Origin of the sequence: Cyanobacterium sp. IPPAS B-1200 (assembly GCF_001747005.2) — a bacterium.
Classification (GTDB): domain Bacteria; phylum Cyanobacteriota; class Cyanobacteriia; order Cyanobacteriales; family Cyanobacteriaceae; genus Cyanobacterium.
In genome coordinates, this window is record NZ_CP182899.1 from 1,748,761 (window position 1) to 1,769,141 (window position 20,381).

15 protein-coding genes are annotated in these 20,381 nt (G+C 37.1%); 7 read left to right on the forward strand and 8 right to left on the reverse strand.

Translation table 11 applies throughout. The features are described 5' to 3' along the window. Window positions 1-41 precede the first annotated feature (41 nt). On the reverse strand, window positions 42-1,208 hold the full coding sequence (gene nagA / locus A5482_RS08035) for an N-acetylglucosamine-6-phosphate deacetylase (protein WP_069789810.1): 1,167 nt from the start codon (window positions 1,206-1,208) through the stop codon (window positions 42-44). Between the two features lie 174 nt (window positions 1,209-1,382). Between nagA and A5482_RS08040 the strand changes: the two genes are divergently transcribed. After that, complete coding sequence (locus A5482_RS08040; protein WP_069789809.1) at window positions 1,383-1,883, forward strand: bifunctional nuclease family protein; 501 nt, start codon at window positions 1,383-1,385, stop codon at window positions 1,881-1,883. Between the two features lie 106 nt (window positions 1,884-1,989). Here the strand turns inward: A5482_RS08040 and dapF are convergent, their stop codons facing one another. Further along, the gene (dapF, locus tag A5482_RS08045; RefSeq protein ID WP_083260378.1) at window positions 1,990-2,823 is read right to left on the reverse strand and encodes a diaminopimelate epimerase; all 834 of its coding nucleotides are present in this window, start codon (window positions 2,821-2,823) and stop codon (window positions 1,990-1,992) included. A gap of 32 nt (window positions 2,824-2,855) precedes the next feature. Here dapF and A5482_RS08050 point away from each other — a divergent pair, with 32 nt between their 5' ends. Further along, complete coding sequence (locus A5482_RS08050; protein ID WP_069789808.1) at window positions 2,856-3,065, forward strand: Hfq-related RNA-binding protein; 210 nt, start codon at window positions 2,856-2,858, stop codon at window positions 3,063-3,065. A 190-nt stretch (window positions 3,066-3,255) separates the two neighbouring features. Further along, complete coding sequence (acsF, locus tag A5482_RS08055) at window positions 3,256-4,332, forward strand: magnesium-protoporphyrin IX monomethyl ester (oxidative) cyclase (protein ID WP_069789807.1); 1,077 nt, start codon at window positions 3,256-3,258, stop codon at window positions 4,330-4,332. 61 nt (window positions 4,333-4,393) lie between these two features. Here acsF and A5482_RS08060 read toward each other — a convergent pair whose 3' ends face one another. The 6 genes from A5482_RS08060 to recQ form a co-directional block, all read right to left on the reverse strand. Then, complete coding sequence (locus A5482_RS08060; protein ID WP_069789806.1) at window positions 4,394-5,035, reverse strand: response regulator transcription factor; 642 nt, start codon at window positions 5,033-5,035, stop codon at window positions 4,394-4,396. A 117-nt stretch (window positions 5,036-5,152) separates the two neighbouring features. Next, window positions 5,153-6,631, reverse strand: coding sequence for a DNA phosphorothioation system restriction enzyme (locus A5482_RS08065; protein ID WP_069789805.1), 1,479 nt, complete (start codon window positions 6,629-6,631; stop codon window positions 5,153-5,155). A gap of 158 nt (window positions 6,632-6,789) precedes the next feature. Beyond that, window positions 6,790-7,569, reverse strand: a complete 780-nt coding sequence (locus A5482_RS08070) for a pentapeptide repeat-containing protein (RefSeq protein ID WP_069789804.1) — start codon at window positions 7,567-7,569, stop codon at window positions 6,790-6,792. 121 nt (window positions 7,570-7,690) lie between these two features. After that, complete coding sequence (locus tag A5482_RS08075; RefSeq protein WP_069789819.1) at window positions 7,691-11,605, reverse strand: tetratricopeptide repeat protein; 3,915 nt, start codon at window positions 11,603-11,605, stop codon at window positions 7,691-7,693. Window positions 11,606-11,759: 154 nt separating this feature from the next. Further along, window positions 11,760-13,376 (reverse strand): serine/threonine-protein kinase, encoded by a 1,617-nt coding sequence (locus A5482_RS08080; protein ID WP_069789803.1) that lies wholly within the window; start codon window positions 13,374-13,376, stop codon window positions 11,760-11,762. 211 nt (window positions 13,377-13,587) lie between these two features. After that, entirely contained in the window at window positions 13,588-15,708 is a 2,121-nt protein-coding gene (gene recQ, locus A5482_RS08085) for a DNA helicase RecQ (protein WP_069789802.1), read from the reverse strand. A gap of 215 nt (window positions 15,709-15,923) precedes the next feature. Here recQ and A5482_RS08090 point away from each other — a divergent pair, with 215 nt between their 5' ends. From A5482_RS08090 to A5482_RS08105, 4 genes are all read left to right on the forward strand, one after another. Continuing rightward, entirely contained in the window at window positions 15,924-16,862 is a 939-nt protein-coding gene (locus A5482_RS08090; protein ID WP_069789801.1) for a DNA polymerase III subunit delta', read from the forward strand. A 314-nt stretch (window positions 16,863-17,176) separates the two neighbouring features. Next, complete coding sequence (locus tag A5482_RS08095) at window positions 17,177-17,938, forward strand: PEP-CTERM/exosortase system-associated acyltransferase (RefSeq protein WP_069789800.1); 762 nt, start codon at window positions 17,177-17,179, stop codon at window positions 17,936-17,938. Between the two features lie 21 nt (window positions 17,939-17,959). Then, window positions 17,960-18,754, forward strand: a complete 795-nt coding sequence (locus A5482_RS08100) for a PEP-CTERM/exosortase system-associated acyltransferase (protein ID WP_069789799.1) — start codon at window positions 17,960-17,962, stop codon at window positions 18,752-18,754. Next, complete coding sequence (locus tag A5482_RS08105; RefSeq protein WP_069789818.1) at window positions 18,747-20,342, forward strand: FAD-binding oxidoreductase; 1,596 nt, start codon at window positions 18,747-18,749, stop codon at window positions 20,340-20,342. Before A5482_RS08100 ends, A5482_RS08105 begins: the two co-directional genes overlap by 8 nt. Window positions 20,343-20,381: the final 39 nt, after the last annotated feature.

Below are 20,381 nucleotides of genomic sequence, written 5' to 3' on the forward strand. Positions count from 1 at the left end.
ATGATTTTATCTATTTTTATCATAGCGTTTTTATTGTTTTCCTAAACTTCGTCAAACTTGGTGGAAATTCTCTCCCAAGTCAATGATTTTTTGTCTTGATTATGGTGCCATCTTATCAAATTGGCTTTCTGTCCTACTTCTAGGGTGGGCATTCTCATCGCCCGACGGGGGGCATCGGTGACAAGGGCGATCACCTTTTCAACAGGACAAATGTTCCATCGTATTAAATTTTGAGCTCCTACGAATAGGGGGAGGGTAGTACCCGATAAAGTACCATCTGGCAGGGTAGCAGTGCCGTTTTTTACCTCGATGGTGCGCTCATCCCAAGGATAAGTACCATCGTCCAAGCCTATGGGGGCAAGGGCATCACTAACTAAAAATATTCCTGAATCATAGTCACTGGCTCGTAAAATGACTTTTAACATGGTGGGTGTGACGTGCTTTCCGTCCGCAATTAAGCCACAATAAACACCAGTACGGGCGATCGCCTCTCCTAACATACCTGGTTCTCGATGGTGTAAACTAGGCATAGCATTAAAAGCATGGGTAACCATGGATGCCCCTTGATCAAAACCTCTTTTTGCGTCCTCTGCCGTCGCCATGGAATGACCAAAACTAACTATTACCCCCAAATCAGTTAAATAAGGTATTACATCCCCTTTGGTGTCTAATTCTGGGGCAAGGGTAATAATTTTGATGATGTTTTCGTAATTATAAAAAACTTTCTTTATATTGTCTAAATTTAATGGTAATAAATGTTCTTGAGGATGGGCGCCTTTTTTTTGTACATTTAAAAATGGTCCTTCTAAATGAACCCCTAAAATTTCTGCTTCATTATCTTGATTATTAGATTCTTTAAATGTCTTAATTACTTCTAAGGATTGGCGAATTTTGTCTATAGAAGTCGTCACAATAGTGGGCATAAATTGATCTACTCCCACTGACCATAAATAAGCACATATTTGATGCAGTTTTTCTATATCTGGTAATGCTAAATCAGGAAAAGCTAATCCTAAACCCCCATTTATTTGTAAATCTACTCCCCCCAAAGAAAGGTAATCTCCCTCTAAGTCAATGGAGGTTATAATAGTTTTGTCTGTTTCATCCTTCGTATTACTATCACATATATGGGTAATAATATTATTATTAATGGTGATATTTTTCAGGTCTTTATATTCCGTTAGACGACAATTAATTAAGCGAATCATAGTTGTTTTATTTTCCAAGAAAATTATCTATTAAAACTAATTATAAAAGTTAATTTCAATCCTTTAAATAAAGCCCTCATGGGGTTATTAAATCAAAAAACTGTGATAAGATAATAACAACCTCATGCTCGGAGGTAATGGTAAAAAGCCCATATTATAGTGAGATAGTATATAATGATTGAAATGAAAGTAGCGGCGATCGCCCTTGATGCAGTAAGTCGTAGCCCCATCGTACTACTAAAAGACGCTACCGAGCGCCGTGCTTTGCCTATCTACATCGGACAGGATCAAGCTAGGTCAATCATTGCAGCCCTAGAACAACAACCAACCCCTCGCCCTCTTACCCATGATTTGATGTTAAATATCTTTCATGTGTGGAATGTCAAACTAGACCGAGTGGTTATCAATGCCCTAGAGGATAACACTTTTTATGCTCTACTATGTACAAAAATGGGCAAGAAAGAAAAAAATATCGATTGTCGTCCTAGTGATGCCATTGCCATTGCGGTGAGGGAAGGTTGCCCCATCTGGGTAATGGAAGAAGTAGTGTTAGATGCTTCTATTCCTGTAGATAGGGAAGCCGATGAGCAGGAAATGGAGGCTTTTCGAGAATTTGTGGCAGAATTAAGCCCCGAGGAGTTGATTCGCCGCGCCCGAAAAACCCTAGAGGATTAATGGATAATTGAGAATGGAGAACTGATAATAAATATTAATTGTTAATGCCATTCCCCTGTAATTAATTCTCTACTTTAACAGAAGCATTTTTTTCAACAATCTATCGTTACAAATTGCCTGAAAATGCCTTAACCGCAGGCCCTGTCATATAAATATGGTTATCTTCTTGATTCCATTCGATTTCTAAACATCCTCCTGGTAATTCTACGGTACAAATGCGATCGCATTTACCATTTAAAACTCCCGCTACCACCGTGGCACAAGCCCCTGTACCACAGGCGAGGGTAATTCCTGCACCCCTTTCCCAAACCCTCATTTTGAGGTAATCAGGGCGTACTACTTCGATAAATTCCGTATTGGTTTTCTGAGGAAAAACTTCGTGAGTTTCAAATAAAGGCCCAATTTTTTCTAACTCAACGTCTGCCACTTTATCTACAAATACAAGACAGTGGGGATTTCCCATACTCACACAGGATACTTGATATTCTTTGTCTGCTACGGTTAAGGATTCGCTAACAACCTTTTCTCCCCCTTGGTTTAAAGTGGTGGGGATTTTGGCCGGGTTTAATTCAGGCTCACCCATATCTACCCGAATCATGCCCTCACCCTTGATGGTAGGGGTAATGGTACCGGCTAAAGTGTGGATGGGGTATTGTTTTCCTACTTCCTCCTTGCCTTCTAATTCCGTCACAAACTGGGCAAAACAACGAATCCCGTTACCGCACATCTCAGGCTCAGAACCATCGGAGTTAAAGATTATCATGGTATAATCACAATGGTTTTGGGGGGGTAATACAAAAATGACTCCATCGGCGCCGATACCAAAATGGCGATCGCACATTTGTACTGCTTCTTGGGGGGTAACGAGGGGTTGATCAGATTGACGATTATCGATCAAAATAAAGTCATTACCTAATCCGTGATATTTGCTAAACTGCATAATTATTTTTTCGCTCAAGTAGATAAAAAAAGATGCCTACATTTAATACTGGTCTTCCTAGTGTACGTCAAATTCAAGTCTTTATAAAGGATAAAATTAATGTTCAAATTGGACTGACTACCAATCAAAGCACCGAGGGCAAAATTCTTTGGCAAGATGAAAACTGTATTTGTATATTGGAAGATGGTACCGAAAAAACTCTCATTTGGTTAAGTGCGATCGCCTATATCAAACAAGTTTAGTTTAATGGTAAAAATATAAATTATTACCAACAAAAATTAATAAACGTCAAGAGTAACCATAGAAAAATTAATATTTTTGTAACAACTATTAATAAACTTAACGAAAATATATAGTCCTAGGTCTGTTAAACTGAGGAAGGAATTAAAATATTACATATAAATTCAAGAATACTGTCTCAATCAAAAAATTATGGTAACAACAGTTCAAAAACCAGAATTTGACGAGCTACGCCCTGGAATAAAAACCCCAGCTAAAGAAACAATCTTAACCCCTCGTTTTTACACCACAGATTTTGACGAGATGGCTAAGATGGACATCAGCGTTAATGAAGACGAGTTAAGAGCTATCATAGCCGAGTTTAAACAAGACTATAACCGTCATCACTTTGTGCGTAATGCTGACTTTGAGCAATCATGGGAGCATATTGATGGCGAAACCCGTCGTTTATTTGTAGAATTTTTAGAGCGCTCTTGTACTGCGGAATTCTCTGGATTTTTACTATACAAAGAGTTAGGCAGACGTTTAAAACATACCAATCCTCTCTTGGCAGAAGGTTTTAACTTAATGTCTCGTGACGAAGCCCGTCATGCTGGTTTCTTAAACAAAGCCTTAACTGATTTTAATTTATCCCTCGATTTAGGATTTTTAACCAAGAGTCGTAAATATACTTTCTTCAAACCTAAGTTTATTTTCTACGCTACCTATCTATCCGAAAAAATCGGTTACTGGCGTTATATTACTATTTATCGTCACCTAGAACAAAATCCTGAAAGCCGCATCTATCCCATCTTCAAATTCTTTGAAAATTGGTGTCAAGATGAAAACCGCCATGGAGATTTCTTTGATGCAGTTTTAAAGGCTAAACCTGAGTTTCTTAATGACTGGAAAGCGAAGCTATGGTGTCGTTTCTTCTTGCTATCTGTATTTGCCACCATGTATCTCAATGATTTACATCGCTCTGGTTTTTATGCTTCCATTGGCTTGGATGCTAGGGAGTATGACAAAACTGTTATCGAGAAAACCAACGAGACTGCGGGTAGAGTTTTCCCCATCACTCTTGATGTTAAAAATCCCAAGTTTTATGGCAAGTTAGAAAAATGCTTTAGCAATTGTGAAAAACTAAGGGCGATTGATAATTCTAACGCCATTGCACCTATCAAGGTTTTACGCAAAATACCTTTATTTGCTTCTAATGCCGCTCAGTTTATTGGTTTATACTTCATTAAGCCTATTGAAGCTGACACTTTACAAGGTTGTGTACGTTAATCTTTATTAACTAACTAAAATTTTTCCCCTGTCTATGGATGGGGGATTTTTTTTTGGGTTTTTAAAAGTGAGTAAGGTTATTTTTAAAGGCGAAGGAAACTAATTCGGTACGATTTTGAGAGTCTGTTTTTTTGAGGAGATTAGCGACATATTTTTCGATGGTTTTGGGGCTAAGATATAGTTGTTGAGCGATTTGTATATTAGAATGTCCTTCAATAATCAAGGCTAAAACTTCTTTTTCTCGGTGGGTGAGATGAAGAGAGAAGAAATTGTTATTATTATCTATAGATGAGTTGTTATGCTCGGTAAATAGTCTTTCTGATTGGATAACTTGCGATCGCTCCAGGAGATGTTTTACAATGGCAATTAATTCCATAGGCTCAAAAGGCTTGGCTAAATACACATCACACCCCGCCTGATAACCATTAATTTTTGCTTCCATGGTGTGCTGATGAGTAAGGAAAATAACGGGTAGTAAACGAAAAGGAGGAAGTTTGCGTAATTCTTGCACCAACTGATAACCATCCTTATGGGGCATCTTGATGTCTGAGATTAATAAGTGAGGATGGTATTTCATGGCCAAGGATAAAGCCTTCTCTCCATCATTAGCTAAAATTACCGAGTAACCTTGTAACTCAAGGCAATCTTTGATTAAATGCTGAATAGTTGAGTCATCATCGGAGACTAAAATTTGTAAGGACATAGTTGATAGGTGGTTGGAGTAGCAAGTGACATTGATTTTTTTCTCGCCAAGGTGCAAAGAAGAAAAGAAGTGAAAAAGAAGGGGCTGTTAAGAATTGCTTTTGATTAAAGGTTATTTTCAATATACATCAAAGTGATTTTGAAGGTGGAATAGTTTTTCTTTGGCATAGTCGGCGTTATTGGCTAGGTTGGCAAATTCAATAAATCTTTTGATTTCTTTTTTGAGGAGGCTTTTTTCTATGTCCCATGTTTCTCTATCTAGGATTGGGGGAATAACTATCATGTCGAATATATTGGCTTCTTTTTTACTGTGATGGGGGCGCAACACCCTACCTCTTCTTTGGATAAATTGTCGGGGGTTACTACTACTGGCGAGGATGACTGCATTTTTGATGCTGGGTATATCGATACCTTCGTCTAGGCAACGGATGGAGACTATCCCTTGTAATTCTTTGTTTTCCAGTTGTTGTTTAATGGTTTCTCTTTCGGTGAGGGGAGTATTGGCACTATAGATATTTACTCGGTAGCCTATTTCTTTACCTAAAATGCGGGTAACAATTTCTAGTTGTCTCTCGGTTTTTCCTTCATATTCTACTTTTCCATCACCACAATAAAAAATGGTGCTATGGGTGTTTATTCTTTCCTTCATTAATTCTTTGAGGGCGGTTAATTTATTTTTTGCGGTACCAATTAAGCGCGATCGTCTCACTAATAAAGCTGTAAGATGACGGTTATGGGGCGAATTATCCCTCGACAATTCCCAACCAATTTTTTTTGTGAGTTGGGTATATCTTTTTGCTTCAAATTCTGTTAACTCTACAAAGATAGGATAGTAATTGTAGCTAACAAGGGCTTTTTTCTTGATGGCATCACCAAGGGTAAATTCTGGTTGTAATACTTTCCCAAAGTAACTAATTAGGGCATCGGTGCCATGTTCATCATAGTACCTTTCGGGGGTAGCAGAAAGGGCTAGTCTTAAACCAATGGTTTTGGGCAAAAGGCTTTGTAATTTCGTACTACCTAAATTATGGGCTTCGTCTCCAATGATTAAAGTTTTTTCGGGAAAAAAGGGCAACTGGGTTTGAAATCCTTGACTAATAAAAGTAGAATTTGTAGTGATAATGGTTAAAAAGTTTATCTTTGAACTATTAATATTATATAGTTTTGTTGATAGTTCGCTATGCCAATTATTAATACTATTAAAAGCAAGAAAAGGAATTAAATTAAATTTTTCAGCTTCTTTTGCCCATTGTAATACTAAGTGACGAAATGGACATATTACGAGTAAAATTTGTAAACCTATTTGCTGATAAAGTTCTGTGACAACGGCAAGGGCTGTGATGGTTTTACCGCTACCTGTGGCCATTTTCAATGTACCTCTACCCTGATTGTTTAACCAATTAATAACCGCCTGTTTTTGATAGTCTCTTAGGTTTAACTCGTGAGGAATTTTGGGTATTCCTGTATTTTCGATTTTTGCTTGATAGATATAAGACTTTTCAGCTAATTTATATCTATTTTGTTGTTGATAGTTTTCCGCAAGTTTTTGCCAATTAATATGACCCAAGGATTGATTGGCTAAACCTGAAAAACTCATTTTTCTTGATTATTTTAGGTAGATTATCAGTGTATTTAAGTTCGGAAAATTTGTTATTAATTAATGTGTTAATAAACAAAGATATTTACTCCCAATATCGGAGCGAACTTAGTATTAATATAGCATTATTCATAACTCGAGAGACATATTAATTGAACCTAAAATCCAAAAAATCTAAATACAAATGGTAATATACCACCCACCGCCTGAACAAATCTAGGACTACCCTGATTTTGCCCTAGGGGTTGACGGGGATTTTCTATTTTGGCTTGACTTAACTCCACAAACTGACTGGCAAGAGTTAACCCTTCTTCGTTATTTTCTTTGGTATAAATGGTTTTAGCCTTAGTAAAGTCTTCTAGGGCTATATCCATACGGTCATAACGAGCCCTAATAATTCCTCTGGCTAGATATGCCGATGCCATGTTTGGATCTAGTTCGATAGCTGTATTATAATGGTTTAGGGCTTGGGGATAGTTTCCCTGACGGTCTTCTGCTAAAGCCCAACTAAAAAATTGCTCTGCGGAAAAGGCATCATTTGATATTCCGACGATACCATCTATCTGGGCATTATTTAAGTCAGTATTTTCAAAGGTTGCACCGATAACCCTTGCATTTCTTAAGTCGGTTTGATTTAAAATTGCACCTGTGAGGTTTACCCCTGCTAGGTTAGCACCATGGAGAGAAGCCCCTGTGAGGTTAGCATAACTCAAGTTTGCCCCTGTCAAATTGGCACGGCTGAGGTTTGCCCCCACGAGGTTTGCCCCCACGAGGTTTGCCCCAGAAAGGTTTGCCATGACTAAACCTGCTTGGCTTAAATCACATTCTTGACATTGTTTTGTACGCAGTAGTTGACTAAGATGGGCGATATTTTCTGCTTTCACTGGAAAGGGGAAAATACTGAGAATTAGGGTTAGGAAAATAACAGATTTTTTCATGGCTAGAGGGGTTTTTGAGGGGGAATTGTTGTTGAGTAAAGGAATAAAGAATAGGGATAAATTACAGTTATTTATTATGCAAGGGGGACATTATCAGATTTTTGTCATGGGAATAAAACTATTATAGTTTTTGTCTAAGTTGATTGGCTTCTTGGGTGTAGTTGCCTTTTTCATAGTATTTGATGGCAGTTTGGATGTCGTCCATTTTTAAACAGGCTAGGGCTGCTTTTTGCCAATTATTTAGAAATGTCCATAGTTGGGCGGCTTCTTCCCATTTCTCTTGATGTTCACACACTTGGGCTAGTTTTTCCCAATTAGAGAGTTTTCGCCAACATTCTTCGGCATTTTCCCAGTCTTGGATTTTTTCATAATAGGTTACGGCTTTTTCTAAGTTGTCGGCTTTTACCCAAGCATCGGCGGCTTGTTTCCATTTCTTTTGTTGTTCACAAACTCGGGCTAATTGTTCCCATTTCCATGATTTTTGCCAACATTGGGCGGCATTTTCCCAGTCTCCTAATTTTTCGTAACATAGAGCGGCTTTTTCTGGGTTATCATTTTTGAGATAGGCATCGGCGGCCTGTTGCCATTTTTGTTGTTGCTCACATACTTCGGCTAATTTTTCGTAATTATTGGCTTGAAACCAGTATTTTTCAGCCCTTTCCCAGTCTTGGCATTTTTCGTAACAGAGGGCAGCTTGTTCAATTTGATTTGATTTTAACCAATCGTGGGCGGCCATTTCCCATGTGCCTTGTTGTTTGACGGCAGCTTCGATTTTAGTGTCGTTACCGAGGATTCGCCAACATTCTTCGGCTTCTCGCCAGTGATTTCCCATTTCATAGACGAGGGCGGCTTTTTGTATTTCTTCTGCTTTTTCCCATGCTTTTCCTGCGGATTTCCATTGGGCTAATTCTTGCCAGATTTCTCCTGCTAATGCCCATTTTTCTTGTTTTTCTAGGGTAATGGCGATCGCACTTTCATCTTCTAATATACGCCAACATTTTTCGGCCAGATGCCAGTAGTTTCCTTGTTCATAGCATAACGCAGCTTTTTCCATTTCCCCTGCTTTTTCCCATGCTTTTCCTGCGGATTCCCATGCCCCTAAATTTTCCCAACTTTCGGCAGCTTCTTCCCATTTCTGTTGTTTTTCGATGCAGAGGATACTTTTACTCCAATTATTGGCTTTTAACCATGATTTTTGGGCTTTACCCCATTCTTCTAATTTTTCATAACAGAGGGCTTGTAATTCGTAAGGGCTGGTTTTTTCCCACATCAAGGCCGCTTCTGACCATTTTTTTTGTTGTTGAAGTGCGATCGCCACATAGCCCCAACACTGTAAATCTCGCCATAAACCCTCCGCCAAAGCCCACTCACTCGCATTTTGATAACAAAAAGCAGCCCTTTGTAACCCTCCTTGTTTTTGCCAAACCTCCGCCGCCGATGCCCACTGCCCCTGAGTTTCGTAAGACAAAGCCAAATTTTCCCATTTTTCCAACTCTAACCAACATTTTTGAGCCTCAGACCATTTTTGTGCCTTTTGCCAACAATCCGCCGCCCGTTGAATATCTCCCTGTTTCTGCCAACAATTTCCCGCCTTTTCCCACTGCCCCAAATTCTCCCAAATAAGGGCAACCTTATCCAACCTTTCCAACCTCGTCCACATTTTTACAGCAGATTGAAATTGATTTTTTTCCTGATAATATTTATCCGCCAACCCATAATAACTTTCCGCCTGAGATAACAAATTTTTCTCTCTACACTTATCCCCTGCCAACTCCCAATCATCATTCGCCTCAAAACAACGTAACTTTCCAGCAAAATCATTGGCCTTTTCATAACAAAAATTAGCCAAATCAAAATCTCTTTTCTGCTCAAAATATAACCCCCTTTGACTCCAACTTTCTGGCTTAGTAGTAGCCCATTTCGCCTCCCACAACTTGCTATCAACCTCATTCCAACAACGAATAGCCTCATCAAAAATAAGTAACTTATTCCAAATATCCCCTGCCCTACCCCAATTTCCCTTTACCTCTTCTAGTAAAGCCTCAATTTTTGCCGCCCCTAAAATATCATTAGCTTGAAAATAAATTTGACTACAAATTTTATAAGATTTATAAGAACCTATTTGTAAATAATTTTCGATGGTCTTATTAATATAATCTTCCTCATATTCCGAGAAAAAAGGCTCTAATTCTGTAGGGTAGCCCAACTCAATAATATTATTCAATTCACTGTGATTCCAAAAAGCTACATCACTTTTATCATAAAAATATAGTTGTTTTTTCGCACCATTGAGAGCAATAAATAAATCTTGATAAAATTCCTTATCTTCCAACAAATCTTGAGGAGATAAATTTTCCTTACCCTCAAAAAAATTCCATACTAAAACCCCATCAAACTGCAAATTATTAATTTCATTTACCATCAAAACTCTTTCGCTATCTTGAGGAAATAAACGAGTCAAATTTTCCTTTTCTGCCAAAGTTTTTACTACCACGGCATTTGCCGCCCCCAATCGATTACCCTGAGATAATATTTCTTCCTCTACACCTGAAACAACTAAAGGTTTAAAATTATTTATTAACCAAGAAGAATTACTCTGAAAACTAACATCTTCATCCATTTGATTATTTACAACTAATGCCATAATAAAATTAAGAAGATTATTTATTTTATCGCTAGTGCAAAAATTACAATCTATATACTTAGGCTCAAGGGCTGGACGAATTGTTTTCCATTGGGGGGATTTTAAATATTCTTCAATGGCAATTTTTTTGACTCTACCCCAATTAAAGCTACCTCTAATTAAAGAGGAATAATCTTCTCCTGTCATAAATAATTGAGGAATGTAGTCTTGTTTATTATCTATTTTTAACAATGCAAATATAAGTTGAATTTCGATTTCACTTAATTCTTGTACATCGTCCACATAAATTGCATTATATTCCCCTAAATAGTTGTCAGGCAATTTTTTTAAAATATATTGTACTAAATCAATTTGATCCCAATAATTGTTATTTTCTAACCATTGTTGATAGTTATTAGCATATTTGTAAATATAATTAAAATTACTATTTGGGGGAAATAAACTCTGATTTTTAAGGGCTAAATAATCATTATAACTAATTAAACCTTGACTATTCTTTAATGATTTGCTAGAACCTTTTATTAATTGATGTATTTCTTTCCAAAGTAAATTAATGTCAATGGATTCAATGGTTTGCTCTTTACAAAAATATTCTTTAAATTTGTATTCTGTAATTTGTCTTTGGGCTAAAAACTGATTTTTACTTTTTAATTCTTTCTCGGAGGCAAGTGTTTTGGTAAAAGAATGATAATCTTTTATTTGTAATTGCTTAGAAGAGTGGGTGGTTAGGTTTTTAACAAAGTTTGTTAATTTTTTTTGTTCGTTTTGGGTGCTAGTAAGATAAATAATCTTACATTCAGCATCATGTTGATAGTCATTAGTTTTTTGTAGGGCATGGTATAAGGAAAGAGTTGTTTTTCCTGTCCCTTTATTTCCTGATAAAAAAATAGGTAAACTATGATTGTTTTCTATAAATTCTTTTTGTTGTTTTGATAAGATTACGGGATTAAACTTGGATGTATCAAGTTTTAAATCATCTAAATAAAAGTCATCTATGGCTGAGGTTGTATTAGCTATTAAAGAATTACTCAAATTGAAAGTGAAATCGATGGTATCGATAATATTTTCTTCTAGTTTTTGGTTTATTTCTGAGGTAACTTTAATAGTTTTGTGATGATAGGAATAATTTTCTAAATTAATGGTTTGTGAAGATAAAAAGCCGATTAATTTAATATTTTTTGCAGAAGGTAAGAATACACCAATAAGAGAATAATTTGCGGTTAAATCAATTTTTATAATAACTTTTTGCTCATGGGTAACATGGGAAGATACGTCGTCTGGGGAGATATTTGCGGTGATGGTTTCTCTAATTTTATTTAATAAATAATTATTTTCTTGAGCATTTAATTTATTTAGTTGACTCCAAAAAGAAAAAGAGAAAGTTATATCCATGGCAAAAGTACCCACTATACGACTTGATATATATTAAGTTTAAAGGATTTGTTCTCAAAATACTTGTTAATTTTTTTATAGATTCCTTTCTTGCTATATATTCATCAAAATTTTTCTTGATAATGAATTTTAACCATAAAAATATTTGAGGTTATTATCTTGGTTTTGTAACTTGTAAAAATTGAGAAGAGGAAATTTGAGGCACTCCATCCATGGTAGTTACAGTATAGTTTCTTTGCTCTCTTTGAGTTGTACCATCAGGATAATAATAGGTGTTATAACCCACAAGGGTTATGGATTGGGAGGATTGAGACGTTATCCTTAAATCTTCCACTGTTACCCTATCAAATTCTTCAAAAAAACTCTCTCTAAATTGACTTTGCATGGATGGAGAATAAAGGGCGATCGCACTTTCAAACTGTTTTGCAGACAAATAGGAGTACAATGATTGTAAAGTCTGTTTTGCTTCTTGTTCAGATAGTACAGGAGTAGTATCTGGCGGAGGAGTTTCTTCTATGGGGGGATTAGGATTAATTTCTTCAGGAGGATTAATTTCCGCAGGGGGAGATTCTATTTCATCAATTTCTTCTTCTTCAGGAATTTCCTCCGTAATAGGATTGATGGGGGTGTTTTCTTCCTCCCTTGGATTTGTATCTGTATTTTTCCTTTCCATATCCATAGGCGAATCTTTTTCCTCCTCAACTTCTTCCTCTGTCTCCTCGACGACGACTTGATTATCCTGCCTAGGTTGGGCAAGAAAAAAACCTCCCATTAAAGCCAAAAAAACTACCATACTAAACATCACAACCATCAGAAAATTGCTAGAAGAAGAATCCGATAAATTATCATCCTCAACTCGAGGAGTTATCACCTGAGTTTTAAGTAACGTATCAGAAGGAGAAGATAACTGGGTTGGGGCAATGATAGGGGATGCCATAGCCATCGACAGGGAAGAAACTTCCCCCATAACAGTCAACACATCCTGATACATTTCCTCTGCATTACCATAACGACTAGGAATATCGATTTTAGTTGCTTTTTCCAAAATTTCTCGAAAACCAGACTCCAAATTAGGGATATAATCCTGCCATTGTAACTCCCCCGTTAGGGTATCAGAAGTAAACTCCATGGGTGATTTCCCCGTCAAACAGTAAATTATGGTTAACCCAAGAGCGAATAAATCGGAACTAAAAACCGTACGCCCTAAACCCTGCTCAGGTGCCATAAAGCCTCTTGTACCAACGATTACAGAGCTTACAATAGAGCCATCAGCGGTGGTAAAACTGCCCATTTTTTCCTTCACTGCCCCAAAATCAATTAACACGGGCAGGTTATCTTTTTCTCTGATGATGATATTTTCTGGTTTGATGTCTCGATGAATAATATTTTGACTATGAATATATTTCAATACTTCTAAAAAAGAAAGTAAAATCTCTTTACACTTATCAGGAGAAATAACACCTATTTGATTAAGGCTTTTTCCTTGTATATATTCTTGTACTAGATAATATCTATCTTCATGGTGAAAGTAAGCATAAAGGGTAGGGATTTGTTTAGAATTTTCTCCTAATTCTTCTAAGGTAGAGGCTTCTTTTAAAAATAGTTTTTCGATTAATTCAGACCTATTTTTGTCATGAATTGGCTTAAGGGATTTTACCACTACTCTTTTTTGAGTAGGGCTATGTAAATCTTTGGCTAGATAAGTCTCACCAAAACCCCCTGTGCCTAGATGATTTATGATTTCGTATCTATTTAATAATATATTTTCCATATTCAACAATTATAATTGATCAATTTAAATAACTAGGAGATGAGCTTAAATATGAGTAATCAGCCATTTAATATGATTATTATTTATTACTCTATTTTTTATAAAAAATTAATATAAGTCATAACCTATCTAAACCCATTTTTAAAAAAGGGAGAAAAATACCTTTAAAAACCATAATATTGATTGAAGTTTCATTATCCACTCTCAATTCTCAATTATTAATTCTCTTAAACCATGCCCTAACCAATTTAATCTCATCATAAGTATATTCATCAGGTAAATGTTCTTTAATTTCTTTTAACTTCTGATTACCTACTTTCTTGAGAATATCTAGGATAACCTTTTGTTTCTCCGTTTTAACAAAATTATCAATGGTGACAGGTTGATTCAATTCTATTAATTCACTGAGATGGGAGACAATGCTAGTAACAGATAAACCCCTTTCTTTGGCGATGTCAGCAATACTTAACCCTTGTTGATATAGTTGTAGGGTTTTCATTTGGGTATTGGTAGGCAGTTGGAAAGGTAATTGTTTTTGCTGGATAAATGTTCTAATTTCTGAGATAAATATATCGCCATACTTATTTAGTTTATAGTCGTTTACCCCCGAAAGTTGGGCAAATTTTGCGGTGGTGTCGGGTTGCATTTGTGCCATTACTTTGAGGGTTGAATCGTGAAAAACGACATAGGGGGCAATATTTTCTAAGTCTGCCAATTTTTTACGCAATGTCTTGAGTTGATTGAGCAAAATTTCTACTTCCACGGCTTGGGAGTTTAAATCTCTGGATGCTTTTTTTTCGGCTTTGCCTTTAACGGCAACATATACTTTTGTTTCTCCTTTTAATATTTTCTTACTCTGATCGTTTATTTTAAGGATATTATATCCATCGCTAGTTTGTCTGACTAACCCTTGATAAACGAGGGAGGTGGCAAGATTTTTCCATTCATCGGTGGTATGATCTTTTCCTATACCGTAAGTGGATAATAAATGGTGTCCATATTCATAAATTCTTTTATCCCTTGAACCTCGTAAAACGTCTATGATATGTTTAGTTCCAAACCGTTGATTAGTACGATAAACACAGGATAAAAATTTTTGGGCTTCGATAGTCCAATCTTCTATAGGTTTTGGATTTAGGCAGTTATCACAGTTACCACAATTACCTTTAAATTTTTCGCCAAAATAACTTAGTTGAGGGATGCGCCGACAATAGTTTGTGTCTGCATATTCGATTACTTTGGCTAGTTGGGCATAGGCAATTTTTTGCTCTTGGGGGTTAGTTTTTTGTCTGATAAAGTAGTTTATTTTTTGTTTATCACCACGGCTATATAAGAGAATACAACTGGCTTTTTCGCCGTCTCTCCCTGCCCTGCCTGATTCTTGATAGTAGCTTTCTATGTTGCGGGGTAAGTCGTAATGCACTACTAAACGGACATCGGGTTTGTTGATACCCATACCAAAGGCAACAGTAGCTACCATGATGCGGACATCGTCTCGGATAAAGCGGGTTTGATATTGCGATCGCACTTTATCACTTAATCCAGCATGGTAAGGAAGGGCAGAAACCCCATCCCTGGCGAGTCTTTCGGCGATTTCTTCGGTGCTTTTACGACTGATACAATAAACTATACCAGAACCTTGGTGAGAACGGATAAGATGGAGTAGTTGACTATAGGCACGGGTTTCTTTTGGTTGCACTTCGTAGTAAAGGTTTTGACGGTTAAAACTGAAGCGATGAATTTGAGGATTACGCAGGTTTAGCTGTTGAATTATATCCCGTTGTACCCTAACTGTGGCGGTAGCGGTAAGGGCAATAATTGGCACTCGGGGAAATTGACTACGCAGGTATCTCATTTGACGATATTCTTGGCGAAAATCATGACCCCATTCCGAGATACAATGGGCTTCGTCCATGGCAAAGGCGGAGATACCAATTTTTTGAACTACTGTCTCTAAAAAGGGTTGAAATGTATCGCTAACAAGTCTTTCGGGGGCTAGGTAAAGGAGTTTGATTTTTCCTGCTAAAATGTCCCTTTGACGGATTCTCGTTTCTTCATAATTGAGGGTGCTGTTGATATAGGTTGCCCCGATGCCGTTGTCTTGTAGGGCTGTAACTTGGTCTTGCATCAGGGATATGAGGGGGGATATGACGATGGTTAAACCCTGCTTCAAGAGGGCAGGAAGCTGAAAACAGAGCGATTTTCCGCCCCCTGTGGGCATGATAACTAAAAGGTCTTTATGGGCGATCGCATCTTGGACTATTTTCTCTTGCCCTGGGCGAAAACTGTCATAACCGAAGTATTTTTTTAGAGACTCTGTGAGTGAAGACATTTGGATAGGGAATAGGGAATGGGCAATGGTTAATATTTTATAATCATTTGCAAAATTACCCTCTCACTTTAAATTAATTAAGTAGGTTGGCGAAATTAATTATAGCTTTTATTTTATTAAGACTCTTATGAACAAGGGGTTGAAACCCCTTGCCTAAATCGATTTAATTATGCCCACTTACTTATCAATTATCAACTATTAATTCTCAATTATTTATGAAGCCCCTTGCAAAATTAATTGGACAACCGTTAGCTGTAGAATTGTTAGAAAGGGCGATCGCCATTAATCGTATTGCCCCCGCTTACTTGTTTGTAGGGGCGAAGGGAGTGGGTAAAGGATATGGGGCGAGGTGTTTTGCCGAAATGTTGATGATTCGCCCCGAGGATGACTATGCTGCCATGGTGCAAAAAATACAGGCAGGAAACCATCCCGATTTCCTTTGGGTACAACCCACATACACCGAAAAAGGTGAACTGATTACGGTTTCACAAGCTCAGGAGCAGGGTTTAAAAAGAAAAAATGCTCCGCAAATCAGAATTGAGCAAATTAGGGCGATCAGTGAGTTTTTAGGTCGTCCTCCCCTCAAGGCGCCTCGCTCGGTGGTGGTAATCGAGGATGCGGAATTGATGGCAGAATCGGCAGGGAATGCTTTATTAAAAACCCTTGAGGAGCCTGGTAGAGCTACTATTATCTTAATAGCCCCCAGTGTGGATGCCATTCTTTCTACCCTTGTATCCCGTTGTCAGATGATTCCTTTTTCTCGTCTGGGTGAGGATGATTTGGCTTATGTATTGCAGAGGCAAAATGCGGCGGATGTGTTGGAATATCCTCAGTTGATAACGTTGGCTCAAGGCTCTCCAGGGAAGGCTATGGGCGATCGCACTAAGCTGTTAGAAATACCATCAGATTTACTTTCTAGGTTATCACAATTACCCCTAGGGGCGATCGAGGGTTTTCATCTCGCCAAGGAAATTAGTGAAAGTTTAGAATTAGACACTCAGCTATGGTTAGCGGACTATCTACAATGTCTTTACTGGGATAAACAACGGAATAAAGAAATAGTAGAAGGGTTAGAAAAGGTTAAAAGGGCGCTAAAAAGTTATGTCCAACCTCGTCTAGTGTGGGATTGTTTCTATTTACATTCTATTATCTAATGGACTCAGTGCGATCGTTCAAAATTTATCATGGTGCATAAAATGCACATGTGAAGTGGTATGTCATTACAAATTTATTGAATGAAAAACTGTCCTAAAATTCAAAAACTTAATGCAACTTTTCATATAAAACAATTTTTTATTGTTATCTTTGAGTGAAAAATTATTTCTTCTAGTCTTTATCTATTTTTATTAAGTATTATCACTTATTTTTATTCAAAATTAATATTTATTACTCAGAAAAAAAAATAAAAATACTTACTTAGTACGGAAAAAAAGATATAATCAAAAATGTTAATCACCTAAAATAAATTATGGACGGCATTGGCTTAGGAGAACATTTTTTTAAGTATTTTGATATATTTGTAGCAAATACCCAAGAATTAAGAGAAGAAGTATTCAGAATTAGGTATCAAGTATATTGTCAAGAACTTGGCTATGAACCCGTAGAAAATTTTCCTGATTTTATGGAAAAAGATTCTTACGATAATCGCTCTATTCATTGTATTTTGCAACATAAATCAACGGGAATTTATGCAGGATGTGTACGTCTGGTTTTATCTAATACCAATGATATAGATCATCGTTTTCCTTTTGAAAGTATTTGTCATAACCATACCTTTGATTTTGAAAATATATCGAGGACAAATGTTGCTGAGATTTCTCGACTAGCAGTAATCTCCCAATTTAGAAAAAGATCAGGGGAACAAAATACCCCCAGTGGTTTAATTGTTTTTGAAAATAGAAGTAAAGAAGAGATTAGAGAGCAAAGACGACGTTCTTCCGTAATCGCTTTAGGACTTTACTTAGCCGCCACAAGCCTTGGCATGGACTTGGGGCTTAGTCATGCTGTCACCTTAATGGAACCTCGACTGGCTAGGCATTTACGCATGAGTGGCTTAATTGCTCGTCCCATTGGTACTGTTGTTGACTTTCATGGTAAAAGAGGTCCATACACCCTGGAAAGACAAGAAGTTTTGAATGGCTTCAGTGAAAATACGGAGATTTATTGTTTATTTAAAAAAATACAAGCTACTATAAAAGACAATATCTGTTATCAGTTTTGTTCAGCTTAACAATAAATCCGTAAACTTAGTATGAGTCTAAATATAAAAGCTATAAAGCCAAATCAACCTCTATTATTAGATCATAGATTCATATATAGTTCTCAACAATTTGATATTTGCATTGCAAATACACCACGTCTGAGAGAAGAAGTGTTCCGTATTCGTTATCAAGTTTACTGCCAAGAATTAAACTATGAACCCCTAAGTAAATTTCCTGATAAATTAGAACAAGATGCTTATGACTCCTGTTCTATCCATTTATTACTTAGGTATAAACCTAAAAACATTTACATTGGTTGTGTGCGCTTGGTACTGTCTTCAGATGGTTTTCAGCAACGATTTCCCTTTGAACACATTTGTGATGAACACTTTCTTGACTTTAACTATATTCCTAGATCTTATTTTGGAGAAGTTTCCCGTTTAGCCGTACTTAGTCATTTTCGCCATTGGGATCAAAAACAAAAAATCTATTCTGGTGATTTTAATCAGTATGAAGATAAATTTACTAGACGTAGTCTATCAATTATTCCTCTCACACTTTATTTAGCTGTGACTAGTATTGTTTCTGATTTGAATTTGCAATATGCCATTAGTCTTATGGAGCCAAGATTATCTCGTCAGTTAAAATTGTATGGCTTGAACTCTTATTTTTGTGGAGAAATTATGGAGTTTAAAGGAAAAAGAAGACTTTTTCTATTAAATACTTCCGAAGCAATTAATAACATTAGCAAAGATATTTATCTTTATAATTTATTTCAAAGAATACAAGCTAATATAAAAATGGATGATTGCACTAATATTTTAAATGGAGAATTTTATGGATAAAAAACAAGCGATCGCCTCTTGGACAAGCATTTTAAGTGAAGAAAATATTATCACGACCGACACAGTTTTAGAAAAAAAAGAAACCGCCACATATTTAACTGACAATAAAATTTGTGCTGTATTACGCCCTAGTAATAGTCAAGAAATAAAAAAATGTTTACACATAGCAAATGAGCATAAAATTCCTATTTATCCTGTTAGCACTGGCAAAAATTGGGGCTATGGATCAAAAGTACCTACGGGAGATGGTTGTGCCTTAATGGAATTGAAAAAGATGAACAAAATCATCGACTTTAACGAGGAGTTAGGTTATGTAACCATTGAACCTGGAGTTACTCAAAAACAACTATACGAATTTTTACAGGAAAAAAAATCTAATCTTTGGCTAGACTGCAACGCTTCTTCCGTGGAAAGTAGTCTCATTGGGAATACCATGGAACGGGGATTTGGGCATACTCCCTACGGTGATCATTTTGCCCAAGTTTGTGGCATGGAAGTGGTACTACCTACGGGGGAAATTATTCATACGGGATTTGGGAAGTTTGAGAACGCCACAGCAGCCCCTGTATATCGTTGGGGATTAGGTCCTTATTTAGATGGACTTTTTACCCAGTCTAACTTTGGTATTGTTACGCAGATGACTTTTTGGTTAATGCCTGCCCCAGAGTATTTTGAGGCGTTTTTCTTTAGTGTAGAAAGGGATGATCAACTAGCTGATTTAATAGATGCTTTACGTCCTCTCCGACTAGATGGCACCATCAAAAGTGCGGTGCATATCGGCAACAATTACAAGGTTTTGTGTGCTTTGCGACAATATCCTTGGGAGGAAGCCAAGGGCGTTACTCCTTTACCTGATGAAGTGTTAAATCAGTTTGCCAAGGATTGGGATTTTGGGGCGTGGAATGGTTCGGGGGGGATTTATGGAACGAAAAAACAAGTTGCCGAAGCGAAAAGATTAATTAATAATGCCCTGAAAGGAAAAGTTCGCCGAATCCAGTTTTTGGATGATCGCACCATAAAAATTGCCGATGGCATTGCCAAACCCTTCCAAAAAATAACAGGCTCCCATTTACCAGAATTACTAGAGTTGATGCACCCTGTGTATGGCCTAATGAAAGGTGTGCCTACCAGTACCCAGTTAGCTAGTACCTATTGGCGCAAAAGAACACCTATCCCAGAAAATCCGGATCCTGATAGGGATGGTTGCGGTTTAATCTGGTGCGCCCCTGTAGCTCCCTTGTTAGGAAAGCACGGGGCAAAAATTAACCAGATAGTAAGAGAAACTCTACTTAAATACGGGTTCGAGCCTCAGCAGTCCATCACCTTGTTAACGGAAAGGGTACTCGATTGTGTCATTTCCATTGGTTATGATCGGGACATACAAGGAGAGGATCAACGAGCTTTGGAATGTTATGACGAGTTGATGGATAAACTCACCAGTAGCGGTTATTACCCCTATCGTTTGGGCATCCATTCCATGAAAACCATGGCGAAAGGGGAAGATAGTTACAATCAACTGCTTCGACAGTTAAAGAGTACCCTAGATCCTAATAACATTCTTTCTCCGGGGCGTTATTCTCCAGAATAGATGATCGCTTTGCCCTCCTTTGTCAGGAGGGTTTTTGTT